The organism is Acidovorax sp. FW305-C-20-28 (assembly GCF_058783375.1).
In genome coordinates, this window is record NZ_JBYSYM010000001.1 from 284,520 (window position 1) to 309,020 (window position 24,501).

The window sequence follows — 24,501 nt, forward strand, 5'->3', positions numbered from 1 at the left end:
TCAGCACAGCCAGGCAAGCCCGTGCGGGCCCTGCCTGGTGCCATCGCTGGCTTGAAAGAAAAAGGGTGATGGGACAGAAGGCCGATCGCTCGGCCGCCCCGTCAAGGCGCGCTCAGCACCTGCTGGCGCTTGGTCTCGTACTCACCCGACGAGATCAGGTTGGCATCGCGCATCTGCTTGAGCCACTGCAGGCGCGACTCCTTGGTGCTGGTGGGCGTGGGCGCTGCGGCGGCAGCCGTTGTTGCCACGGGGGCTGCCGCTGGCCGGGCGGCGCGGTCCGCTGGCTTGGCGTCGGGCACGTAAGGCTGCATCGACATCGCGGCGGTTGCCGTGGCGGATGCAGGCCTTGGCCCTGCTGCTGCAGGGCGTGCCACCGGTGCCGGCGCCTCCGGCGCGCTGCCAGCTGCCGGGGCGACGCCAAACGCGCTGGGGCGCACCTTGGTGGTCAGCAGCTTGCTGGCGAGCACGCCCTTTTGGCCCTGGGCCTCGTTCACCAGCGACACCTGGGCGCGTGCCGTGCCCGAGCCCATGCTCATCGTGACCTTCTGCCACACGTAGTAGCTCTTGCCTGCCTCGGCTTCGAAGCTCACCGTGGAGGTGTTGTCGGCAGACGAAACCACGGTATAGCTGCCCGGTGCCACCTCCAGGTGGTAGTAGGTGCGGGCGTTGGTCTTGCCCAGCGACTGGTTGTTGACGCTGACCGTCATCGGGGCCGATGCGCCGGTCATCTCGCTGCGGTAGATGTAGAGCGAAGCCGTCTGGGCCTGCGCCGTGAACTGCTTGGCCTTCTGGTCGGCGTCCGGCGTGGCCCGGGGCGCGGTGCAGCCCACCAGGGCCAGCGCGGCGCTGCTCAGCACCAGCGCGCGAAGGGTGTTCGTCGTCGTCAAGAAACGCATGATGGTTGTTGGATTCTTTGTTGGGTGGTACTGCGCTCCCCACGCAGGCGGGCATACCCGCCCGCGCACTCTAGCATCGGGTTGCAACTGCTTACAGCACAAAACAGCAAGTTAGGTGCGCCCACCCACGGGTTGTGCGCTGGCCGCAACACCCCCGTTTTGGCGATTGCTTGTCAGGCCGCGCGCATGTGAGCAATCCAGCGCCCCGGCGCCACCCCCACCTGGCCCTTGAAGCGGCGGGTCAAATGGCTCTGGTCGGCAAAGCCGCAGGCGGCCGCCACATCGGCCAGCGCACCGCCCTGCCGCAGGGCGGCCTGCGCCTGGCGAATGCGCACCATGTTCAGGTAGGCATGCGGCGCCATGCCATAGGTGGCGGTAAAGGCGCGCGTCAGGTGCGCGCGCGACAGGCCCGCCTGCGTGGCCAGGGCCTGCACCGTCACATCGTCGGCAAAGTGCGCATCGAGGTACTCGCGCACCAGCACCATGCGGGCGCGGCCTGCATCCAGGCCGGTGGCCGCCCAGGGCCGCCGCAGCTCGCCATGCCGGCCCAGCAGCGCCACCATGGCCGCGGCCGTGCGCTCCTCGCCGTGCAGCGACTCCTGCCGCTCGGCCACCGCAGCCACGGCCTGCTGCAGCAGCCGCGCGCCCTCGGGGTCGTGCACCAGCGGCGCCTTGAAGTAGCGGGTGGCCATGCGGTTGCAATCACCGCCCCCACCCGCCGCATCGCGGTCGCCCATCCACGCATGTACCAGCGCGGCATCCACATACAGCATGGAATAGCCAAACCCCGCCTCCGTGCCCCGGCTGCCGTCGTGCGGCTCGTCGGGGTTGAACAAAATCACATCGCCCGCCAGGCTGGCGTGGCGCGCACCCCGGCAGGCAAAGGTCTGCACGCCCGAGCGCGTGACCCCGATGGAATACGTCTCGTGGCTGTGCCGCTCGAACCGGTGCTGCGTGAAATGCGCGTTGAGCAGCGTCACCCCGCCCGAGGCCAGCGGCCGCATCTCGGCCCAGTCGCGCTGGCTGGGCGGTGAAGAAGAGGATGTGGAAGAGGAGCTTGGGTCCCCGGCGTGCATGCAACAAATGTACAAGACCGCCCGGCGACCGGTGGCGACACTGCAGGCAACCCCATTTTTCGACCACCCATGCCCGACACCACCAACGCCCCCACCCCCACCGCCGTCCCCGCCATCGACCTGGCCCACAAGCTCGCCCAGTTCACCGAGCACTGGGCCCCGCGCACCGTGGCCGAATTCAACGGCCACGACATCATGGTCGCCAAGATCGCGGGCCAATACCAGTGGCACAGCCACCCCGACACCGACGACTTCTTTTTCGTGCTGCAAGGCGTGGTCGAGATCGACCTGCCCCACGGCGCCATGGTCACCCTGCACCCCGGCCAGCTCTACGTGGTGCCCAAAGGGGTAGAGCACCGCCCGCGCGCTCTGGGCGCAGAGGCGCACATCCTGCTGATCGAATCCACCGGCACGCCCAACAGCGGCGACGTGGCCACGGCCGCGCCGCGCAGGGTGCTGTAAGCAGGCCTGTTTCCGCTGTCGCCGCATTGAGCCGTTGGCCTACGCCACGCCAGCGTGGGGCCATGGACCATGGGTCTTCACCACCCATACGATAAGGAGCACACCATGGCCCGAGACAATACCCCCGACCTCAATCCCGATCCCATCACCGGCGCCCCCGGTGCCCACCCCATCGGCACCGGCGTTGGCGCTGCAGGCGGTGCAGTCACCGGCGCGGCGGCCGGTTCCATCGGCGGCCCTGTGGGCACTGCCGTAGGGGCCGTGGTCGGCGCCGTCGTGGGCGGCCTGGCTGGCAAGGGCGCGGCAGAAGCCGTCAACCCCACGGCCGAAGACGCCTACTGGCGCGACGCCCATGGCCGGCAGCCGTACTACTCCGACGCGTACACCTACGACGACGACTATGCGCCCGCCTACCGCCACGGCTACCAGGGCGTGATCGACGGCCGCCACCGCGACTGGGACGAGGCCCGCGGCCACCTGCAAACCCGCTGGGAGTCTGATCGCCAGACCAGCCGCTTGAGCTGGCTGGAAGCCGAGCCCGCAGCCAAGGCGGCGTGGGAGAGGGCGGACCGCATCTGGAAGCAGACCAAGCAAGAGTAAAGAGCGGGTAACAAAACTCTTCTGGCGTTGTTGCTGCGTCTTGTCGTACTAACCGTACTGCCTGCGACGCAGCGCCTAGCCAGAACCGCTTCGCTGAGCTTTGTTACCCGCTCTGAACCCATAGCCGGCCTCGAAGAAGACCGGCCCGCACGCTTGCCTTCGCTAATTTGCGGTGGGGCCGGGCTGGTCGATCAGCCGATCACCTCAACGACCTTGCCGGTCGAATCCTTGATCGTCGTCTTCTCCACCACCCACTCCACCTGCGGCAACAGCGGCAGCACATAGCTGCCCTGGCGCGGCTGTAGCGTCTGCGCTAGCTGCTGCACCGTGGCATCGGTCAGGCGCAGCACCACGGCGTTTTCGCCTTCGCCCTCGCCCTGCCACTCCACCGCATTGCTGCCCTCGCTGCCTGCAGGCTCCAGCAGCAACTGCCACTTGTGCCCCGCCACCCGCAGCGTGCGGCCAAACGGCAGGCGCAGCGGCAGCAGGGTCACCAGCTCGTCCACCTGCCGGGCACCCACCGTGACTTGGGTGATGGGCTTGCGCAGCAGCCGTTTTACCTGCTTGAGGCCCAGCACATCGGTGAACAGGAAGCCGCTGGCCGACCCATCGCGCCGCAAGCCCTCGTCTACCTGCTGCTTCACCGCCGGGTGGGCCAGCAGCGACGCGCGGCCCAGGTCTGTTACCCACAGCGGCATGTGCGGCAGCAGCACCTCCAGCAGGTTGCGCGTGCGCCACTGCTTGGCCGCGCGCTCCTCCTCCACCGTCAGGCCCACCACCTGCAAGAACTCCACCGACCCATTGGGCGTGGCCAGCGGCCCGGCCAGCTCCGGGTCGGTCACAAAGCCCATGGAGCAGATCTGCGTGGCCCGCTCCAGCGCAATCGGGCCGTTGGCCGTCATCCAATGGCCATCGCGAAACACGTTTCCGCTCTGGAACACATAGCGCGCCAGGTTCTGCAAAAAGTTCAGCGCCCAGGCCGGCGGCTCGGCGTTGGCATCCGCCACTTCACTCGGCTCCATGGCCAGCCGAAAGGTCAGCTCGAACCCATAGCCGCTCACCTCCGGGTCATCGGACTCCTTGGCATACAGCTCGCTCAGCCCATAGGTGACGAAGTGCCAGTGCGGCACCGGGTCCGTGCGCCGCCACGCGCTAATGCCGTCCAACGGGTCCGGCCCGCCCAGCATGTGCGAGATCAGCGTGCCAAAGTGCCTGGGCTCCTGGCCGGGGTAGAGCTGGGCCAGGCGGGCGGAGATGGCGTCCCAGCCGGGGGAAGGGGCGTCGGTATCGTCGTCAGTGGGAGCGGAGGTCATGTTTGCAGCAATGCGAGGAGCATGAGGAAGCTGCATTTTGGCTACATGGCGGGTCGTTTCGTTGTGACAAATTCACGATACAGCTGATCTGTGCTTGTACAACCTGTTGTCCCCGCTGGCTTTCCATCTGAAGCTGTAGGGCATGTAAAACGTAACTGGGTGTTTTAATCGTAGTACGAGAAAATTAGTGACAAGCTTCCCCTGTGCTTTGGGGAGCGCGACCAGTCACAGTCTCGATCGGCAGTAAATGGAGGGGTAGCAGCTGCCGATTGCAAGAAAACGAGGGTGGAGATGCAACAGACAATTCGTTCGAATTTCGATGCACTGAGGGCGTATGAACCGCAGTTGTGGCGTCTTGGTGCCTTGGCAGAGCGGTATTTCGCTGAAGACCCCAACACCAGCTTGCTCAAGCTGCGCCAGTTCGCTGAACTGATGGCCCAATCATTGGCGGCCCGGGGTGGCCTTTATGTATCCCAGGACGAAAGCCAATATGACTTGCTTCGCCGCCTGCAAGGCGAATCGCTGTTGCCGCGCGAAATCAAGCAAGTATTCGACCAGATTCGCATCGCGGGAAACGCTGCAAACCATGCGCTTGACGGCGATCACTCCAAAGCCCTCGCTGCTCTCAAGCTTGCTTGGCAACTAGGCTTGTGGTTTCACCGCACGCTCAAGCAGCCCGACTACAAGTCAGGCCCCTTCGTGCCGCCGGCTCCTCCGGTTGATGAGTCGCAGGAACTGAAGCACGAACTGGCAGCCTTGCGACAAGCTGTCTCTGAATACCAAGCCAAGCATGAGGAGACTGCCTCCGCGCTGTTGGTCGCTCAAACCCAACTCACCACGCTGGGGGAAGAAAGCGCTTTCTGGGAACAGATTGCATCGGAGACAGACCAAGCCAAGGCCAAACTTGAAGCACAGTTGGCCGAGCTACAGGCGCATGCCCAGAAGGCTCCTACGGAAACACTGGCCGAAGTCGTTCTTTCTGCCAACAAGGCCGCAAGCTTGGTGGAACTCGACGAGAGCGCAACGCGCCGCATCATCGACGAGCAATTGCAGCAGGCAGGCTGGGAGGCGGACTCGGAAGTCTTGCTGTACAGCAAGGGAGCACGCCCGACCAAAGGGCGCAACCTGGCAATTGCCGAGTGGCCTTGCGATGGCTATTCAGCGGACTACGTGTTGTTCCAGGGCCTGATGCCGTTGGCCGTGGTGGAGGCCAAGCGCGGCAGCAAAGATGTGTCGGCCGATCTGCAGCAAAGCAAACGCTACAGCCGTACGTTCACTCCATCCGCCGAAACACTCCTGCACGCGCAAAATTGGGGCGCAAAGTCTGAGTTTCGGATTCCGTTCGTGTTTGCCACCAATGGCCGGCCCTACCTGCGCCAACTGGCCACCAAGAGCGGTATCTGGTTCTGCGATCTTCGAGACACCAAGAACCGAAGCACTGCGCTGGATGGCTGGTACACACCAGACGGTCTGCAGGCCTTGCTCAAACAGGACGAAGGCAAGGCCCATGCGGACCTGGACAGCACGCCATTCAACTATGGCTTTCCGCTGCGCTACTACCAGCAGGCAGCCATTCGCGCGACCGAAAAGAGCATTGCCGAAGGGCAGCGCGAAATCCTGCTGGCGATGGCTACAGGCACAGGCAAAACCAAGACCTGTATTGCGCTCATCTATCGATTGTTGAAAGCCCAGCGGTTCCGTCGCGTCTTGTTTCTTGTGGACAGGTCCGCGCTGGGTGAGCAGGCCGCCAACTCTTTCAAAGACACCCGCATGGAGCGGTTGCAGACCTTTGCGGATGCCTTTGGCATCAAGGAACTGGAGCATCCGTCACCCGATGCCGATACGTCGGTGCACATCGCCACGGTGCAGGGCATGATGCGCAGGGTGCTGTTCCCGGCAGAAGGAGTAGCGCCGCCCACGGTGGACCAATACGACTGCATCATCATTGACGAATGCCATCGCGGGTATACGCTGGACCGCGAGATGTCCGACACCGAGCTCAGCTTCCGTGGCTTTGATGATTACATCTCCAAGTACCGTCGAGTGCTGGACTATTTTGATGCCGTCAAGATCGGATTGACCGCTACACCCGCCTTGCACACCACGCAGATCTTCGGTCTTCCGGTGTGCAGCTACAGCTATCGCGAAGCTGTCGTGGATGGCTTTCTGGTTGACTACGAGCCCCCCATCCAGATCCGTACCCAGTTGTCTGAAAACGGCATGACCTGGAAGGTGGGCGAAGAGGTCAAGAGGTATGACGCTCAGCGCAACCAGATTGATCTGTTCCAAACGCCCGATGAGATCAAGCTGAAGATCGACGACTTCAACCGCAAGGTCATCACGCGGCCTTTCAACGAAGCCGTGTGCGGCTACCTGGCGCAAGAGATCGATCCCACTGGCCGACGCAAGACGCTGATCTTCTGTGTCAGCAGCGACCATGCCGATCTGGTGGTCGACGTGCTCAAGAAAGCCCTGGAGGACCAGTATGGCGAGGTCGAGGATGACGCCGTCATCAAGATCACGGGCAATGCAGACAAGCCGCTGGAGTTGATTCGCCGATACAAGAATGAACGCCTGCCCAACGTGGCCGTCACAGTAGACCTGCTGACCACCGGCATTGACGTGCCAGAAATATGCAACCTGGTCTTCTTGCGGCAGGTCAACAGCCGCATTCTGTTCGACCAGATGCTGGGGCGCGCCACCCGGTTGTGTGATTTTGATGGCGAGGCCAAAGACTTCTTCCGCGTTTTTGACGCTGTGAAGATCTTCGAAGCCATCAGCGACATGACCGACATGAAGCCTGTTGTGGTCAACCCCAGAATCACATTCAAGCAATTGGCGCGTGAATTCACCGAGGTGCACTCAGACCAGGCTCGCGAACTGCTGCGCGATCAATTCCTGGCCAAGCTGCAAGTCAAAAAGCGCCACCTCAAGGGCAAAGACGCGCAAGACTTCGAGACCAAGGCCGGCATGGCGCCAGATGTCTTCATCAAAAAGCTCAAAGCACTCAGCCTGCCTGAAGTGGCTGCCTGGTTCACCCAAAACCCAGACCTGGGAGAAATTCTGGACCGCAAGGCCGCTGGTCAGGCCCAGCCGGTCTACGTGTCTGACCACCCTGACGCGTTCTTGGGCATAGACCGTGGCTACGGCAAAGCCAGCAAGCCCGAGGACTATCTCGACGAGTTCAAGCAGTTCGTCAGCAGCCACAGCAACGAGCTACCCGCCTTGTTGGCCGTGCTCACCAAGCCCCGAGACCTGACCCGAAAGCAGCTCAAGGAACTGATGCTGGTGCTGGATAATGCCGGTTTCAGCGAAGCCCGTCTGGCCACGGCTTGGCGAGAAATGAGCAATCAGGACATCGCGGCCCGTATCGTTGGCTACATTCGCCAGGCTGCGCTGGGGGACGCGTTGTTGCCCTATGACGAGCGGGTGGACCACGCTCTGCAAGCGCTGCTGGCCCATCCTCCGGGCGGCAAGTCGTGGACCGAACCGCAGCGCAGTTGGCTCAAGCGCATTGCGGCGCAGACCAAGGCCAACCTTCTGGTTGACCGCGAGGCGCTGGACGACCCCGATCTGCTTTTTAAACGGGAGGGCGGCGGGTTCAGCCGCCTCGACAAACTTTTCAACGGACAGCTCCAACCGGTGCTGGACGCCTTTAACGACGCACTCTGGGCGGCCCCAGCCCAAAGTGCTTGATGCATTTGTAGTTAGCACTTCTCTATGGCCAAATCCCCGCAAGTCGCTCACGACATTGGCGCCAAACTCTGGTCGCTGTGCCACGTGCTGCGTGACGACGGAGTCACCTACCACCAGTACCTGAGCGAACTGACCTACCTGCTCTTTCTCAAGATGATGAAAGAGACTGGCCAAGAAGAGCGGCTCACGGTCTGGATTCGCCCCAAGAAGGGTGAGCAAGCCGTCGAGCAGCCTGGCACCCGCTGGGATGATCTGTTGAGCGCTTCCGCACCCGAGCGGCTCGACCTCTACAAAGAAATGCTGTTGGGATACGGCTTGCACGGCCATGACGCTGTGCAGCAGATTTATGCGAACGCCAATACCTTCATTACCAAACCGGCCACGCTAAGCAAGCTGGTGACCGACATCGATGCGCTCGACTGGTACAGCGTGCAGCGCGATGACCTGGGCGATCTGTACGAAGACTTGTTGGAGCGCAATGCCACCGAAAAGAAAAGCGGCGCAGGCCAATACTTCACTCCTCGCCATTTGATCGACAGCATCGTTGCGGTGATGAAGCCCCAACTGAGCGATGTGATCCAAGACCCAGCAGCGGGCACCTGCGGCTTCCCGATTGCGGCCAACAATTACCTGCGTCAGCACAACGACTTTGACAGCCTGGATGAAGCGGCCCAACGCCGTTACCGGCACTCCACCTTCTATTGCATGGAGCTGGTGCAAGACACCCATCGCCTGGCGCTGATGAACATGCTGCTGCATGGCATTGAAGGCGGCGTGCAGTATGGTGACACCTTGGGCGACGAAGGCACACAACTGCCCCGTGCCACGCTGATCCTGTCCAACCCGCCCTTTGGCACCAAGAAGGGCGGCGGCCTGCCTTCCCGTAAAGATCTCACCTACGAGACGAGCAACAAGCAGTTCGCCTTCTTGCAGCACATCTACCGCAACCTGGCACCTGGTGGCCGCGCCGCCGTGGTGCTGCCCGACAACGTGCTGTTTGAAAGCAATGTGGGCACCAGCATCCGCCGCGACCTGATGGACAAGTGCAACCTGCACACCATCCTGCGCCTGCCCACTGGCATCTTCTACGCTCAGGGCGTAAAGACCAATGTGCTGTTCTTCACCAAAGGCGAGAAGACCGACAAGGGCAACACAAAAGAGGTGTGGGTGTACGACATGCGGGCCAACATGCCCCAGTTCGGCAAGCGCACACCCTTCACACGCGATTACTTCCGCACCCTGTCTGACGCCCCAGCCGATGTGCCGCGCGACAAGTTTGAAGACGTGTTTGGTGCCGACCCCCAGGGCGGCCTGAAGGCTCTGGCCCAACGCGTTGACGCGGGCGAAGCAGGCCGCTGGCGCAAATTCACGCGCCAGCAAATTACCGACCGTGGCGACAATCTCGACCTGGCCTGGCTGAAAGACGACAGCGCTGACACCGCGCAGCAGCAACGCGAAGAACCAGCCATGCTGGCGCGCCTGGCCATGCGCGAGATGAACGCCGCCCTCATGGAGCTGCGCGCCCTGGTAGAGGCCCTGGGCGAAGACCCAGATGCCGAGCTGGACGATCTGCTGGTGGACGACACTGGGCCTAGCGATGCAGACTTAAAGGCATCCGCATGAGTCCGTTGCCAGCCGCGCAGGCCGGGGACCTGTACGCCGAACTGCGCACTCTGATTGCCAGCAGCCGCCAGCGCCTGGCCGGCGCCGTCAATGCAGAACTGACCCGCCTGTACTGGACAGTGGGCCAACGCCTGGGCACCGAGGTGCTGGGCGGTGAGCGCGCCAGCTACGGCGCGCAGCTGCTGGACCAACTGGGCCAGCAACTGTCGCAGGAGTTTGGCCGTGGCTTCGAGGTCCGCAACTTGCGCCGCATGGTGAGGTTTGTCCAAGCTTTTCCTGATGCTGAAATTGTGTCGACACTGTCGACCAAATTGAGCTGGAGCCACCTGGTGGCCATCGTGCCCCTGAAAACACCCGAGGCCCGGCACTTCTATGCCGCCAAGGCCGCCAATGAGGGCTGGAGCGTGCGCGAACTGGCCCACCAGATCGACCGCAAAGCCTTTGAGCGCACTGAGATCGCCAGCGCCCAGGCCCCTGTGGTGCCAGCAGCGCCCACGGCGTCTGATCAGGTGTTCAAAGACCCGTACTTTCTGGATTTTTTGGGTCTGCGCCAGGGCCACGATGAGGCCGACCTGGAGGCCGCCATCTTGCGCCAGCTCGAAGCCTTCATCCTGGAGCTGGGCCGGGGCTTTGCCTTTGTGGAGCGCCAAAAGCGCATAGTCATCGACGGTGATGATTTTTACCTGGACCTGCTGTTCTACCACCGGCGCTTGCGTCGCCTCGTGGCCATCGAACTCAAGCTGGGCCGCTTCAAGGCCGCGCACAAGGGCCAGATGGAGCTGTACCTGAAGTGGCTGGACAAACACGAGCGCCAGCCGGGCGAAGAGATGCCCATCGGCCTGATCCTGTGTGCTGAATCCAGCCGGGAGCAGGTGGAGCTACTGCAAATGCATAGAGACGGTATAACCGTGGCGGAGTATTGGACAGAACTGCCGCCCAAGGCGGAATTGGAGCAGCAGCTGCACCAAGCCTTGCTGGAGGCGCGTGAGCGGCTGGCTAGGCGTGGGGTGTTGTTGGAAGGGAACGAGGATGAGTGAGTTGCCAGACTCTTGGGAGATCGCTCCATTGGGGGCGCTTCTATCGGGAATCACGGGAGGCGGGACGCCTAGCAAAGCCAATGCTGAGAACTTCCGTGGATTGATCCCTTTCATGACCGTGAAGGACATGCACGCTCGGTTTATTGAAGACACCCAGGATCACATCACTGAACAGGCGCTTGAAGAGAGTGCAAGTACCTTGATACCGGCAGACACCTTGATAGTTGCGAGCCGAATGTCGCTGGGCAAGATTGCCCGTCCGAAAGTTCCTGTGGCGATTAATCAGGACTTGAAGGCGCTTTTTCTCCATCAGGATATCAACAAAACTTATGTCGAATATCTCTGGAAAGCGTCAGAAACCCGAATTCGTGAAATGGGCACTGGCACAACTGTTAAAGGTATCCGGCTGGAGGACATCCGCGGTCTTCCGGTGCCCGTAGCCCCATCGAGCGAACAAACTCGGATCGCAGACCAACTCGGCATCTTGCTGGCCCGCATCAACACCTGCAACGATCACCTCGATGCCATTCGGGGCATCGTCAAGCGGTTTCGGCAGTCGGTCTTGGATGCTGCCCTGACCGGTACTCTGCTGGACGATGATCGGTTCGATACTGCCTCAGTAGAGAGGAAAACGACAAAAATATCCGAAGTAGCATCGGTCGGTACGGGGTCTACGCCGCTTCGTTCAAACGAGAATTTCTACGCTGAGTCAGGCACACCTTGGGTAACCAGCGCGGCAACTGGCCAGCCCTTGATTGCAAGCGCTGACCAGTTCGTGACGCAGGCAGCCATTGCGGCGCACCGACTCAAGATTTATCCCAAGGGCACGTTGCTAGTGGCTATGTATGGCGAAGGCAAGACGCGGGGGCAAGTGTCAGAGCTCGCCATTGACGCAACTATCAATCAGGCGTGTGCTGCGATATCAGTCAATGAGGAGAGAGCTTCCCGCAAGTATGTCAAGCTTGCACTAGCTGCCAACTACCTCGCAATGCGAGAACTAGCAGAGGGTGGCAATCAACCGAACTTAAATCTTTCAAAGATCAAAGACTTTGAAATACCTTTGCTCTCGTTGGAACAGCAAGCCGAAGTCGTGTCACGGGTTGAAGCGTTGCTGACTTTTTCTGATCGCATTGAGTCCCGCTGCTCGGCCATGCGCGCTCATGCAATGCGGCTTGCTCCTCAAGTGCTCACCAAGGCGTTCCGTGGTGAACTGGTAGCGCAAGACTCCAAAGACGAGCCCGCCAGCGTTTTGCTCCACCGTCTGGCAGCCCGCCAGCCCATCAAGGCCGCCGGCCCACGCGGCAGGCCCCGCACTCAGCCGCAGGTGCAGGTGCACCCCGTTCTCAAGCCAACCGACTGGGCCACCTTGCCCGAGGGTGAATGGGCCGCACCCGCAGACCCTCAAGGCCAGTTAACCACAGTGTGCCTCACGGCCGTGCTCAGAGCCTGGGGCCAGCCCATGCCGGAAAGCGAGGCCCGCTTGGCCGCCTTGTTGTGTCAGCAGCCTCGCCTTTTCTCCGTTGTGCTGCCTGTAGCACAAGCCCGGCAGTGGTATCGCTTGGTGGGCGATGACGCAAAGCCATTGCCAGCCAACGTGCCCCGTATCCAGCCAGCTACCAATAGCCATTGGGGGCAGGCCATTCAACGCATGAGGGCGCGCGGGGATCTTATTGAAGCGGGCAGCGGGGATGTCACCTGGGCGCTTGGTCCTGGTGCGGTGGGCATCGACACCGCTGGTTGGCCGGATGGGCGTGCCAGCGTCATCGTCGCGCACTTGCGCGCCCATGGTATCGAATCGATCTTGCCTTCCATGAATTCAGCAGAGCAGGATCTCGTCAATGCCCGAGCAGCATGATCTATTTGCGCCCCCTGGTCTGTCGGTGAGTCCACCTCCAGGAGTTACCCAACCAGCGCTATGGGTGCGCCGCCTGACCATCTGGCGCGAGCCTGGTGAAAGGGTGCGCACCATTGAGCTGAGACCCGGGTTGAACTTCGTCTGGTCACCTGACCCGTCGGATGCACAGAGCCAGGACACGGAGGGTAGAGAGGGTGATCTGGGTCATGGCGCTGGCAAAACCCTTTTTTGCCGCTTGCTGCGTTATTGTCTGGGCGAAGAAAGGTTTGCGCCTGAGCCGCAGCGATTGAGCATCGGTCGCGTCTTTTTGAACGGCTGGGTGTCTGCAGAGGTAATGCTACACGGTCAGCTCTGGGGTGTGCTTCGCCCGCTGGGGGGCGGCCGTGGGCATTTTGCGGTAGAGGGCGTTTTGCCCGAGCAGCTTTTTGACAGGTTGAATGAGCCCACAGGCATTGACCCCTTGCTTCAGGCCATCGAGGCCACTGTGCTCACCCGCGAAGTGGCTAGGCACATGCCAGTTTTGCGGGAGCACGATGCCTGGCGCATGGCACTGGCGTGGTTGACCCGCGATCAGGAATGCCGCTTCGATCATGTGCTGGATTGGCGTGCGGCTGAATCGGATTCAGACTCACCTGCTCGTGCACGGGATATGTCCAAGGGGCGTCTGCAAGATGCTGTCCGTATGCTGATAGATGCCATATCCACGGACGAAATTGCCCTGCAAGAGAGTGTGGCCAGTAAGGCAGAGATTCACAGAACACAGCTTCAGGACGAAGTCCGAAAGGCGTGGTCATGCCAACGGGCCAAGTCCAGCATCGTCGCTGCATTGGGCGTGGATGCCAACGATGTACCGGACGGCAAGCTGGGCATTGAGTCGCTGAAACAGATGGCTCGGCAGCAACTGGCAGGTGTCAGCAAGATCAGCCCGAGCGTGGATGTATCAGACCTGAAAGAGATCAGGCGGCGCTATCAAGACGCGGACTCAAAGGTGGTTGCATTGGGCAAAGAGCTGGCGGGGCTGAACGGGAGTTTGCAGCCGCAGAAGGAATTACTGCGCCAGTTCAAGTCTGAGCTTCCATTCAGTTCCGCACGCGTTCGCGATGCAGAAGTGCCGTACTGCCAAATCTGTGAAGTACCGATTGATCGGATCAAGGTGGAAGGTTGCAAGCTGTCCCACAAGTTGCCAGATCTGGACGGCCTGCGAAAGCGCCATGAGGAATTGAACGCCAAGATTGATCAACAGCAGTCGTTGGTATCAAAGGTGCAGGCTTCCATTGATGAACTCAACCTTCAGTTGCCTATTGCGCAAACCTCGCGCGATGAACTCAGGCGGATACTGGGCAAGGCAGAAAAGCTCAATGACCAGCGATCATCAGCCTGGTTCAATGCGCGAAGAGTGCAGGACGATATAAGTCGTTTGGGACGCGAGTGGGACGAATGGGAGTTAACGCAGCGGCAAGTGAGCGAGATCACCAAGCAAATCGAAGCGGATCGCGAACGCTTGTCCGCGTTTCGGGAGAACCAGGCAGAGGTGTTTGGTCGACTGTCCGCTTATTTCGACGCGATCATTCGCGCCACCGTTGGTCCAACCGCGAATGGGCGGATTCAGCTTGATGGCCAGGGACTGAAGCTGGTGGTTCAGTTCGGCGGGGAGCGCACTACGCCCGCCATTGAATCGCTGAAGATCATTGCCTTTGATCTGGCAGTCATGTGCATGAGCATCGAGGGCGGCACGCACCTTCCTGCGTTTTTGATGCATGACAGTCCCCGAGAAGCTGACTTGGGGCTCAGTGTGTACCACCGTCTGTTCAACATGGTGGCCGCTTTGGAGGTGGACGGGCGCTCTGCCTTCCAGTACATCGTTACCACTACGACGCAGCCACCCCAAGCATTTCAGAAGCTGCCTTGGTTAAGAGAGACTTTGCATGGTGCTCCTGCCACGGACAGACTGTTGAGGTGCGACCTGCCATGAGTGATATCAAGCTGTTTCGCATCACAACTGGAAATGCGTCAGAGCTACAAGGCGATGCCTCCGACCTTGAGAAGCCGCTGCAGAACCTGATCGAGGCCAATTTGGAAGTGCTGTTGGGCATCCGCTTTCTGGCTACCGAATACTCCACCGGTAAGACGCACGGAGGGCGCATCGATACGCTGGGCCTCGACGAGAACAACTGCCCAGTCATCCTCGAATACAAGCGCTCGGTGGGCGAGAACGTTATCAATCAAGGCCTGTTCTACCTGGATTGGTTGATGGACCACCAAGCCGAATTCAAGCTGCTGGTGCTGGAGAATTTCGGCAAGGCGGCCGCAGATGGCATTGATTGGAGTGCGCCGCGCTTGGTATGCATCGCTGCGGATTTCACGAAATACGACGGCCACGCGGTGCAACAGATCAATCGCAACATCGAGTTGATTCGCTATCGCCGATTTGGCGACGAGCTCTTGCTGTTTGAATTGGCGAATGCATCGTCAGCTTCTGCATCAAAAGCCATGGCGGTGAAGGTCGCAAAGACACAGAAGGATCTGAAGGAAGCAGGCGTAGAAGAGAGAGTGGTTGGTCCCGACAAGACGTATTCAGAAGTCGTGGCCGCCCTGCCCCAGGGGTTGGTAGACCTGCTTGCCTCATTGGAAGACTACACCCTGTCCCTGGGCGATGATGTGCAACGCAAGGAGCTGCGGTTGTACATCGCTTTCAAGCGGCTCAAGAATTTTGCAACGCTTGTCGCGCAGCGCGGACGCTTGCTGCTGTATTTGCATCTTGATCCAGCCAAGGTGATCGCGGCTTTGCCAACGGCGAGAGATGTTTCGCAGAAAGGCCACTGGGGCACTGGCGATGTGGAGATTGCGTTGACCACGCTACCGGATTTGGAGGCTGCTAAGCCTTTTATTGTCGAAGCTTATGAGGGGCGGTCTCAGGTTAGCAAAAGCATTTCTGGGATTTAAATAGATAATGTGGTTTTTTTCAAAGGTTAGGGTGGTTTTTTATGCTGCGGTTGGTTCTATTGACTTGTCTTGCAAGGGTTTCGATGGCCCCTGAGTTGAAATGGCTTCGATATATTCTTCTGTATTAGATGGGTTACTTGGTGGTCCTTTGCTTGCGGATGACTCGTTTCAGCTCGGTCGATAGAGCTTAATAAGATCTCGTGCAAAATAGTGAAGGGTCACATTGCTTTCTTTTATTGGTAGAAATTTCGTAGCCCATGCTGTGGCAGCGTGCCAAATAATTTTAAGCAGAACTTGACTTCCTACCATCAAGAAAAATACGGCACTGCAAAGGAACAAGACTGTAGCCATGAATCTTTGCCAACTAGGATCGGTTATTGATTCAAAAAATGAGAAATCATCTGCAAGCGATCGAACAGTTAGAGCTGTGCAAACAGTGATCATGGCCAGAATGCCGGCATATAGTCTGGCTTTAGAGTCGGGATCGTAGAATTTTTTCAAAACACTTAGAGTGTCTATGGTGTCCACCCGCTGAAATGTTCGGTTTAAAGCTAGGAGCTCATTTATTTCTTTGGCTGTTGCGAGAAATTTTTCCGGTGTCTTGTCTACGAGTTTTTTTATTAATACTTCCCGGCACTCCGCTTCTGTTTTTATTTCTTGATTGAAATTGCTTTTGAATGCCTGAACTATAAATAATTGTTTGTTGGATTGAATTTTGCCATTAACTATTAGCACTAATATTTCTACAATTATCAACATTAGCAGCCAGAAGAAAAATGACTGACCCTGTTGTATTTTTGACGCCACTGGAATGATGAGCGTTGTGAAGAGTAAGGATAGGCAAATCCACGCGCTCAGCCAATATTTCCCGCTTTGCTTGTATAAATGCCATCCCTCTAGCTGTCGAAAATACTCTTTAGATATGTTGTAGTACTCGTTCATGCGCGATCTCTGGAGTCTGTGAAGCCGGTGAGTTTACATTAATTTTGAAAAGGGTGTCGATATTATTCTGGATTGTGCCGATGAGTTTTCATGAAATAAAAATTCTTTATCCCTGACTATCGCTTGCGTTTGTTTTATTTTCCGCCTAGCCTCCGCCAGAGGTGGACAAATTTGTGCATAGTGATTGTGCGATTTGTGCAGGGGGAAATGGCCTTTTTTCAGAAAATCGATGGATCGTAGGCCTGGGTGTTAGCTGCTTTTGGTCTAAGGAAATTTTCTACAGTTGACTGACTTCCGACTGCTCCCTCGCGCCTCCCCCACCGGATACTTCTCCCCATTGATCACGACCTTGGCGTTCGCCGCCTCAATCAAATCCACATCCAGCGCCGTTGCCATCTGCACCAGATACAGCAGCACATCCGCCATCTCATAGGCAACGGCCTGCTTCTTGTCCGCCTGCAGATTCCGGCTCTGCTCCTCGGTCAGCCACTGAAAGTGCTCCAGCAGCTCGCCGGCCTCCACGATCAACGCGGACGCTAAATTCTTGGGCGAATGGAACTGGCCCCAGTCGCGCTGCTGCGCGAAGTCCTGCAGGCGCAGGGCCAGTTGCTGCAGGGATGCGGGGTCTTGGGATTGGGGCATGCCTAGTGATCTTCTTTCGCCGCCTCAGCGGCAGTTCTCCGCCACGCCGCGCTGGGCTGCGGCCATTTCGGACTGGCGCTTGTTGTCGTCCAGGTACTGCTTTTCGCCCTTGTTGTCGTACTGGTACACGGGGCGCGCGGCCTTGAGGGCGCCCAGGTTGCTGCGGGCGTTGTTGCAGCGGGCGTTGCGCTGGAATTCGTCCTGCTGTTGCTGGCGCTGCTTTTGTGCAGCCTGGGCGTTCTGCGCATCGGCGGTCTGGGTGCCGGCGTAGGGCGATGTGGAGCGCTGGCGTTGTTGCTGTTGTTGCGGTGCGCCAGGCGGTGGCGCGTCGCTGGAGGGCGGGGTCACCTTCACGCTGACCGTGCCGCCCGTGCTGCCGCTCATGTGGCAGGGCTGGTCTTGGAAGGCGGTCTTGCCGTCGGGCTGGGCGCATTTGTACATCTGCTGCGCCTGGGCGGGTGTGGCCAGGGCGGTGATGGAGAGGGCCACACCGATGGCGGCGGATTTCCAAGGGGTCAGCGGCTGTGGCATGGGAAGCTTGGTTCCAAGGGTTGGCGATGGCTGCGGTCAGTGGATGCTACAGGCGCAGCTGTTTCAAGATGGATTGCCGTTGAGCCAGGGGTTCAGGATGGGCACACCGAAGGAATCAAAGTCGGCGGTGTTTCGCGTCACCACCGTCATGCCGTGGACCAGGGCCGTGGCGGCAATCAGGCTGTCCATGGCAGGGCGTGGGTCCGGTACGTGCAGCAATGCACAGCGCTGCGCCACGGCGGCGTCAACCGGCAGGATCCGGCCGGCGAAAGCCGGCAAGACATGTTGGTTGAGCCAGGTTCGGAGTGTGGCACCCTGGGGCGGGTCCCGGCGCTCTGCCTGCAGCACGCCCACTTCCAGTTCCTGGACCGTGATGGCGGATACGAACAAGGTCGTGGCATCCACACTGTCTGCCCACCGGGCCACGTTGGGGTCTGCCCGGCCCAGGCGGATCTTTCGCAGTTCAGAGACGACGTTGGTGTCCAGCACAAACATCAGGACAGATCCGCAGCGCGTGCCAGGTCCCGCGAGCGCGCAAGCTCCAGCTCTGCATCGGCTGCGCCCGGCATGGCCAGAAGGTCGGCAATTTTTTGCGGGCTGCCCGTCAAGCGCTGGTACAACTCATAGGTCATGAGCACATGGGCTGGCCGGCCCCGGTCCGTGATGAACACGGGTCCATTGCTGGCGGCCCGTTTGGCGTCGCCCGCTGCCTGGTTGAATTCCCGGCTTGATAAGGTGGTGATCGTCATGGCGGTACCTCTGTCAGCAGTTTTGTAGCAATGTTGCTACAAAACTGCCGACGGATCAAGCGAAGGGACTTGCGGCTGGCCTCGCCAGAGACCTGCCAGTTCGCTCAAACGTCGATATTGCCCGCGCGCAGCGCGTTGGTCTCGATGAAGTCCCGCCGCGGCTCCACCTCATCCCCCATGAGCATGGTGAACACGCGGTCGGCCTCGATGGCGTCGTCGATCTGCACGCGCAGCAGGCGGCGCACGTTGGGGTCCATGGTGGTTTCCCACAGCTGCTCGGGGTTCATCTCGCCCAGGCCCTTGTAGCGCTGGCGGCTGGTGCTGCGCTCGGCTTCGCTGATGAGCCACTTCATGGCCTGGCGGAAGTCGCCGACCTTTTCTTCCTTCTGCTTTTCGCCTTCGCCGCGCAGGGCCTTGGCGCCCTCGCCCAGCAGGCCGCGGAAGGTTTCTGCGGCTTCGGCCAGGGCCTGGTAGTCGGCGCCGTGCACAAAGTCTTGCGTGATCACGCTGCTCTTGATGTTGCCGTGGTGGCGGCGGCTGATGCGCAGCAGGGGCTTGTCGGTGCGGGCGTCGAATTCGCCGGCCACTTCGGCAGGCGCGCCGGTGGTGTTCAGCTCGCGCAGCTTGGCCTGCAGGGCCACGGCGCTGGCTTCGGCCTCGGCAACCGTGTCGAGCTTCAGCGTCACACCATCGGCCACGGCGCGCAGGGCTTCGGCGTCCATGAAGTTGGAGAGGCGTGCAATCACGCTCTCGGCCACCTGGTGCTTGCGCGCCAGTTCGCCCAGGGTCTCGCCGGTCAGCACTTGCGGGTTGGCGCCGCCGGTGCTCACGCTGGCGTGGTTGAGCGCAATGCGCAGCAAGAAGCCGTCGAGCGCGGGCGCGTCCTTCAGGTACAGCTCTTCCTTGCCGGCCTTCACCTTGTACAGCGGTGGCTGGGCAATGTAGATGTGGCCGCGCTCCACCAGCTCGGGCATCTGGCGGTAGAAGAAGGTGAGCAGCAGGGTGCGGATGTGGGCGCCGTCGACGTCGGCGTCGGTCATGATGATGATGCGGTGGTAGCGCAGCTTGGCCACGTCAAAATCATCGCCGCCGGTGGTGCCGCCGGCCTTGCCGATGCCGGTGCCCAGGGCGGTGATCAGCGTCAGGATTTCGTTGCTGGTCAGCAGCTTTTCGTAGCGGGCCTTCTCCACGTTCAGGATCTTGCCGCGCAGCGGCAAAATGGCCTGGAACTTGCGGTCGCGGCCCTGCTTGGCAGAGCCACCGGCGGAGTCGCCCTCCACGATGTAGATTTCGCACAGGGCGGGATCTTTTTCCTGGCAGTCGGCCAGCTTGCCGGGCAGGCCCATGCCGTCGAGCACGCCCTTGCGGCGCGTCATTTCGCGGGCCTTGCGGGCGGCTTCGCGGGCGCGGGCGGCTTCCACGATCTTGCCGCAGATGATCTTGGCGTCGGCCGGGCGCTCCTGCAGGTAGTCCGTCAGCAGCTTGCTCACGATGTCTTCCACGGGGGCGCGCACTTCGCTCGATACCAGCTTGTCCTTGGTCTGGCTGCTGAACTTGGGCTCGGGCACCTTCACGCTCAGCACGCAGCACAGGCCTTCGCGCATGTCGTCGCCGGTGACTTCGACCTTGGCCTTCTTGGCCAGCTCGTTCTCTTCGATGTACTTGTTGATGACGCGGGTCATCGCGGCGCGCAGGCCGGTCAGGTGGGTGCCGCCGTCACGCTGGGGGATGTTGTTGGTGAAGCACAGCACCTGCTCGGTGTAGGCGCTGTTCCACTGCATGGCCACTTCCACGCCGATGTGCGTGCCGGGGATGCCGCCGTACGTCTCTGCCGGGCGCTCGCCCGCGGCGTAGAACGACGTGGGGTGCAGCACCGTCTTGCCCTTGTTGATGAACTCGACGAAGCCGCGCACGCCGCCGGCGCCCGAGAAGTCGTCTTCCTTGCCGCTGCGCTCGTCCTTCAGGCGAATGCGCACGCCGTTGTTCAGGAAGGAAAGTTCGCGGAGGCGCTTGGCCAGGATCTCGTAGTGGAAGTCGTTGTTTTCCTTGAAGATCTCGGTATCTGGAAGGAAGTGGACCTCGGTGCCGCGCTTTTCGGTCTCGCCGGTCACCTTCATGGGGCTCACTTCGAAGCCGTCCACGGTATCCAGCAAACGGTCTTGCACAAAGCCGCGCGCAAACTCGATCTGGTGCACCTTGCCTTCGCGGCGCACGGTCAGGCGCAGCCATTTGGAGAGCGCGTTCACGCAGCTCACGCCCACGCCGTGCAGGCCGCCCGAGACCTTGTAGCTGTTCTGGTTGAACTTGCCGCCGGCGTGCAGTTCGGTCAGCGCGATTTCGGCGGCGCTGCGCTTGGGCTCGTGCTTGTCGTCCATCTTCACCCCGGTGGGGATGCCGCGGCCGTTGTCGGTCACGCTGATGGAGTTGTCGGTGTGGATGGTGACGACGATGTCGTCGCAGTGGCCAGCCAGGGCTTCGTCGATGGAGTTGTCCACCACCTCGAACACCAGGTGGTGCAGGCCGGTGCCATCGCTCGTGTCGCCGATGTACATGCCGGGGCGCTTGCGCACGGCCTCCAGGCCTTCGAGGATGGTGATGGAGCCTTCGCCGTAGCTTTCGCTGGCGCCGGCCTGGTTGGTGTCGATCTTTTGCGGAACGGGCTCACCAGTGCCGGTAGGTTCTTGCTCGGGCAGGTTGTTGTCAGCGGTCATGGTGGCCTTGGGGTCCGGGGGAAGCCACTGGTGGCTTCCGGTATCTGTCAATAGGGTTCAAATAGTGCTCTGATTCCCATCAGATGGGGTCAGTTAGCTATCATTTCAATAGCTCGCAGGGGTGCCCGCCGGGGTGCGGCGGGCACGGCGCAGGGCTAGATGCGCATGGGCATCACGACGTACTTGAAGCTGTCGTTGTCGGGGATGGTGAGCAGTGCGGAGCTGTTGCCGTCGGAGAGCTCCACCTTCACCATGTCCTGGCCCATGTTGGCCAGGGCGTCGATCAGGTAGGTCACGTTGAAGCCGATTTCGATGGTGTCGCCACCGTAGTCGATGTCGAGCTCGTCCACGGCCTCTTCCTGCTCGGCGTTGTTGGACGCCACGCGCAGGGTGCCGGGCTCCAGGTTCAGGCGCACGCCCTTGAACTTGTCGCTGGTCATGATGGCGGTGCGCTGCAGGCTGGCCAGCAGCGGGGCGCGGCCCAGCGTGAGGTTGTTCTTGTGGTTCTTGGGGATGACGCGGTTGTAGTCGGGGAACTTGCCTTCCACCAGCTTGGTCACGAACTCCATGCCGCCAAAGGTGAACTTGGCCTGGTTGTTGGCGAACTGCATCTCGATGTGGGGCTGGTTCTCGCCACCGGCGTCCGACAGCAGGCGCTGCAGTTCGATCACGGTCTTGCGCGGCAGGATGACTTCCTGCTTGGGCACCTCGACGTCGAGCGTGGCGCTGGCAAAGGCCAGGCGGTGGCCGTCGGTGGCCACCAGGCTCAGGGTCTTGCCCTCGGCCACGAACAGGATGCCGTTGAGGTAGTAGCGGATGTCCTGCACCGCCATGGCAAACGACACCTGGCCCAGCAGGTCCTTGAGGGTCTTTTGCGGCACGGCGAACACGGGGCCGAAGGCGGCCGACTCCTGCACCAGCGGGAAGTCCTCGGCCGGCAGGCTTTGCAGGGTGAAGCGGCTCTTGCCGCCCTTGAGGATGAGCTTGGACTGGGCGGATTCGAGGCTCACCGTCTGGTCGCTGGGCATGGTGCGCAGGATGTCGATGAGCTTGCGCGCGCCCACGGTGGTGGTGAAGTCGCCCGTGTCGCCACCCAGCTCGGCCGTGGTGCGGATCTGGATCTCGAGGTCGCTGGTCGTCAGCTGCAGCGCATTGCCGGTCTTGCGGATCAGTACGTTGGCCAGAATGGGCAAGGTGTGGCGGCGCTCCACGATGCCAGCCACCGATTGCAGAACCGCGAGTACCTTGTCTTGTGTTGCCTTCAGGACGATCATGTCATCAACCCCTTGATTGTGGATCTTATTTGGAACGGTGCGGGCAGCGGCACGGGTTGTGCCCCCCGGCTGCCCGATAACCCCCCATTTTGCCTTGTAAGTACGTGTTCACCTTGGCAATGTGGCGCGGAACACGCTCTTACATATAAGGCCTTGGCGGAATGCACTTTCGCTAGCCCTTCAATGTCTGTTCCAGCACGTGCAGCTGCTGGTTCAGCTCGGTCAGCTGCTGGCGTTCGCCCGAAATCTTGCGCACGGCGTGCAGCACGGTGGTGTGGTCGCGCCCGCCGAACAGCTCGCCGATCTCGGGCAGGCTCTTTTGCGTCAGCTCCTTGGCCAGGTACATGGCGATCTGGCGTGGGCGGGCAATGCTGGCCGGGCGCTTCTTGCTGTACATGTCGGCGACCTTGATCTTGTAGTAGTCGGCCACCGTCTTCTGGATGTTTTCCACCGAGATCTGCCGGTTCTGGATGGACAGCAGGTCGCGCAGCGCCTCGCGGGCCAGCTGGATGGAGATTTCCTTCTGGTTGAAGCGCGAGTACGCGAGGATCTTGCGCAGCGCGCCTTCGAGTTCGCGCACGTTGGAGCGCACGTTCTTGGCCACGAAGAAGGCGACTTCCTCGGGCATCTCGGTGCCTTCCACGCGCGCCTTGTTGATCAGAATCGCCACGCGCATCTCGAGCTCGGGCGGCTCGATGGCCACGGTGAGGCCCGAGTCGAAGCGCGAGACCAGGCGCTCGTGGATGTTGGCCAGGCCCTTGGGGTAGGTGTCGCTGGTCATCACGATGTGGCTCTTCTTGGCCAGCAGCGCCTCGAAGGCGTTGAAGAATTCTTCCTGCGTGCGGTCCTTGTTGGCGAAGAACTGCACGTCGTCGATGAGCAGCAGGTCCAGCGAGTGGTAGCGCTCCTTGAACTCGTCGAAGGTGCGGCGCTGGTAGGCCTTAACCACATCCGACACGAACTGCTCGGCGTGGATGTAGAGAACTTTGGCGTCGGTCTTGTCGGCCAGCAGGCGGTTGCCCACAGCGTGCACCAGGTGGGTCTTGCCCAGGCCCACGCCGCCGTAGATGAACAGCGGGTTGTACAGGTGGCCGGGCATGCCCGCCACGTGCATGGCGGCCGAGCGTGCCATGCGGTTGGCCGTGCCCTCGACCAGGGTTTCGAAGGTCAGGCCGGCATTCAGGCGGTTGCGGAAGGCGCTGGCCGATTCGTCGGGGCCGCTGCTGCTGCTGCCACCCTGGCCGGAGCCATTGCCGCCCTGCCCCTGGCTGGGTTGCTCGGGGGCCTGCTGCTGGGCGGGTGTGCTGCTTGTGCTGGGGCGCACGTAAGTGCGCGTCACAGCTTCGCGCTGAGCGAGCGCTAACTCCAGCGTGACGGGCTGGCCGTACAGGTCTTCGAGCAGCAGCGAGATGCGCTTGGCGTACTGCGCGCGGATCCAGTCGAGCTTGAAGCGGTTGGCGACGAACAGCGTCACCTTGGAGAAGTCTTCGGTCACCTGGGCCACGAGGGGCTTGATCCAGGTGTTGAACTGTTGCTCTGGCAGGTCTTGCGCCAGTTGTTCTAGGCAGGCCTGCCACAGGCTCTGGCCTGCGTCGGCCCCGGGGTTGGATGCGGAGCTGCTGGAGGGTTCCTCGGTCATTTATCGGTGGTTCTTTTTGTGGATAGGAGGAACGGTGCTGGGCCGCGCATTGTAGCTTGTCAAGGAGTTATCCACAATTTGAAAGCCCGCCCCGCCGGCATGCCGTGAACCCCTGCACCTGGGGCGTGGCCAGCACATTCTGAACCCCTGATTCAAGCGCGCCACAGGGTCTTCCCGCAGCGGGGCATTGCCAGCGGGGCACAAGCCTGCGATAATTTTGGGTTTCCCTGAATGTGTTCAGGGCGATTTGACCGGGCGGTGCCGTTTTGTGTGCAGCAGTCCGGAACTGAACCTCAAGGAATAGAGCACCATGAAACGTACTTACCAGCCCTCCAAGACCCGCCGCGCCCGCACCCACGGTTTCCTCGTGCGCATGAAGACCCGTGGCGGCCGTGCCGTCATCAACGCACGCCGCGCCAAGGGCCGCAAGCGCCTGGCCGTCTAAGGCCGGCAAGGTCCTGGGCCTGCACCCCGGTTTGCACCGCCAGGTCACAAACGGGGGCGCTTGCGCA

The 24,501-nt window shown here is 61.0% G+C and carries 20 protein-coding genes; 9 read left to right on the forward strand and 11 right to left on the reverse strand.

Features of this window, described 5'->3' with window-relative positions:
• Positions 1-101 precede the first annotated feature (101 nt).
• Positions 102-887: a DUF2846 domain-containing protein gene (locus AC3WOH_RS01400; protein ID WP_492227626.1), complete on the reverse strand. Its 786-nt coding sequence runs from the start codon at positions 885-887 to the stop codon at positions 102-104.
• Positions 888-1,069: 182 nt separating this feature from the next.
• Positions 1,070-1,972 (reverse strand): AraC family transcriptional regulator, encoded by a 903-nt coding sequence (locus AC3WOH_RS01405; protein ID WP_492227627.1) that lies wholly within the window; start codon positions 1,970-1,972, stop codon positions 1,070-1,072.
• 69 nt (positions 1,973-2,041) lie between these two features.
• On the opposite strand from AC3WOH_RS01405, the gene AC3WOH_RS01410 reads away from it, so the two are divergent.
• The gene (locus AC3WOH_RS01410) at positions 2,042-2,434 is read left to right on the forward strand and encodes a cupin domain-containing protein (protein WP_492227628.1); all 393 of its coding nucleotides are present in this window, start codon (positions 2,042-2,044) and stop codon (positions 2,432-2,434) included.
• Between the two features lie 105 nt (positions 2,435-2,539).
• Positions 2,540-3,034, forward strand: a complete 495-nt coding sequence (locus tag AC3WOH_RS01415; protein WP_492227629.1) for a hypothetical protein — start codon at positions 2,540-2,542, stop codon at positions 3,032-3,034.
• 191 nt (positions 3,035-3,225) lie between these two features.
• Here the strand turns inward: AC3WOH_RS01415 and AC3WOH_RS01420 are convergent, their stop codons facing one another.
• Positions 3,226-4,347 carry a suppressor of fused domain protein gene (locus tag AC3WOH_RS01420; RefSeq protein WP_492227630.1) on the reverse strand — a complete coding sequence of 374 codons (1,122 nt, stop codon included), beginning with the start codon at positions 4,345-4,347 and terminating at the stop codon, positions 3,226-3,228.
• Positions 4,348-4,638: 291 nt separating this feature from the next.
• Here AC3WOH_RS01420 and hsdR point away from each other — a divergent pair, with 291 nt between their 5' ends.
• From hsdR to AC3WOH_RS01450, 6 genes are read left to right on the forward strand one after another with little or no spacing between them, the layout of a single operon-like run.
• The gene (hsdR, locus tag AC3WOH_RS01425) at positions 4,639-8,043 is read left to right on the forward strand and encodes a type I restriction-modification system endonuclease (RefSeq protein ID WP_492227631.1); all 3,405 of its coding nucleotides are present in this window, start codon (positions 4,639-4,641) and stop codon (positions 8,041-8,043) included.
• A 24-nt stretch (positions 8,044-8,067) separates the two neighbouring features.
• Positions 8,068-9,666, forward strand: a complete 1,599-nt coding sequence (locus AC3WOH_RS01430; RefSeq protein ID WP_492227632.1) for a class I SAM-dependent DNA methyltransferase — start codon at positions 8,068-8,070, stop codon at positions 9,664-9,666.
• Positions 9,663-10,703: a PDDEXK nuclease domain-containing protein gene (locus AC3WOH_RS01435; RefSeq protein WP_492227633.1), complete on the forward strand. Its 1,041-nt coding sequence runs from the start codon at positions 9,663-9,665 to the stop codon at positions 10,701-10,703. Before AC3WOH_RS01430 ends, AC3WOH_RS01435 begins: the two co-directional genes overlap by 4 nt.
• Positions 10,696-12,558: a restriction endonuclease subunit S gene (locus tag AC3WOH_RS01440; RefSeq protein ID WP_492227634.1), complete on the forward strand. Its 1,863-nt coding sequence runs from the start codon at positions 10,696-10,698 to the stop codon at positions 12,556-12,558. The genes AC3WOH_RS01435 and AC3WOH_RS01440 overlap by 8 nt, the downstream gene beginning before the upstream one ends.
• Positions 12,542-14,530, forward strand: a complete 1,989-nt coding sequence (locus AC3WOH_RS01445) for a chromosome segregation protein SMC (protein ID WP_492227635.1) — start codon at positions 12,542-12,544, stop codon at positions 14,528-14,530. The genes AC3WOH_RS01440 and AC3WOH_RS01445 overlap by 17 nt, the downstream gene beginning before the upstream one ends.
• A complete protein-coding gene (locus tag AC3WOH_RS01450; protein ID WP_492227636.1) occupies positions 14,527-15,501 on the forward strand; it encodes a DUF5655 domain-containing protein in 975 nt (324 codons plus the stop codon). The genes AC3WOH_RS01445 and AC3WOH_RS01450 overlap by 4 nt, the downstream gene beginning before the upstream one ends.
• Before the next feature lie 168 nt (positions 15,502-15,669).
• On the opposite strand, the gene AC3WOH_RS01455 is transcribed toward AC3WOH_RS01450, so the two are convergent.
• The 8 genes from AC3WOH_RS01455 to dnaA all read right to left on the reverse strand — a co-directional run bounded on the left by AC3WOH_RS01455 (position 15,670) and on the right by dnaA (position 23,989).
• Entirely contained in the window at positions 15,670-16,443 is a 774-nt protein-coding gene (locus AC3WOH_RS01455; protein ID WP_492227637.1) for a hypothetical protein, read from the reverse strand.
• Positions 16,444-16,707: 264 nt separating this feature from the next.
• Complete coding sequence (locus tag AC3WOH_RS01460) at positions 16,708-17,085, reverse strand: nucleotide pyrophosphohydrolase (protein ID WP_492227638.1); 378 nt, start codon at positions 17,083-17,085, stop codon at positions 16,708-16,710.
• 24 nt (positions 17,086-17,109) lie between these two features.
• Positions 17,110-17,616: a DUF4124 domain-containing protein gene (locus AC3WOH_RS01465; RefSeq protein WP_492227639.1), complete on the reverse strand. Its 507-nt coding sequence runs from the start codon at positions 17,614-17,616 to the stop codon at positions 17,110-17,112.
• 63 nt (positions 17,617-17,679) lie between these two features.
• Complete coding sequence (locus AC3WOH_RS01470) at positions 17,680-18,114, reverse strand: type II toxin-antitoxin system VapC family toxin (RefSeq protein WP_492227973.1); 435 nt, start codon at positions 18,112-18,114, stop codon at positions 17,680-17,682.
• Positions 18,111-18,365, reverse strand: a complete 255-nt coding sequence (locus tag AC3WOH_RS01475; RefSeq protein WP_492227640.1) for a type II toxin-antitoxin system Phd/YefM family antitoxin — start codon at positions 18,363-18,365, stop codon at positions 18,111-18,113. The genes AC3WOH_RS01470 and AC3WOH_RS01475 overlap by 4 nt, the downstream gene beginning before the upstream one ends.
• A gap of 104 nt (positions 18,366-18,469) precedes the next feature.
• Positions 18,470-21,076 carry a DNA topoisomerase (ATP-hydrolyzing) subunit B gene (gene gyrB / locus AC3WOH_RS01480; protein ID WP_492227641.1) on the reverse strand — a complete coding sequence of 869 codons (2,607 nt, stop codon included), beginning with the start codon at positions 21,074-21,076 and terminating at the stop codon, positions 18,470-18,472.
• Positions 21,077-21,231: 155 nt separating this feature from the next.
• The gene (gene dnaN, locus AC3WOH_RS01485) at positions 21,232-22,350 is read right to left on the reverse strand and encodes a DNA polymerase III subunit beta (protein ID WP_184855284.1); all 1,119 of its coding nucleotides are present in this window, start codon (positions 22,348-22,350) and stop codon (positions 21,232-21,234) included.
• A 172-nt stretch (positions 22,351-22,522) separates the two neighbouring features.
• Complete coding sequence (gene dnaA, locus AC3WOH_RS01490) at positions 22,523-23,989, reverse strand: chromosomal replication initiator protein DnaA (protein WP_492227642.1); 1,467 nt, start codon at positions 23,987-23,989, stop codon at positions 22,523-22,525.
• Positions 23,990-24,299: 310 nt separating this feature from the next.
• Between dnaA and rpmH the strand changes: the two genes are divergently transcribed.
• The gene (gene rpmH, locus AC3WOH_RS01495; protein ID WP_005798102.1) at positions 24,300-24,434 is read left to right on the forward strand and encodes a 50S ribosomal protein L34; all 135 of its coding nucleotides are present in this window, start codon (positions 24,300-24,302) and stop codon (positions 24,432-24,434) included.
• Positions 24,435-24,501 lie beyond the last annotated feature (67 nt).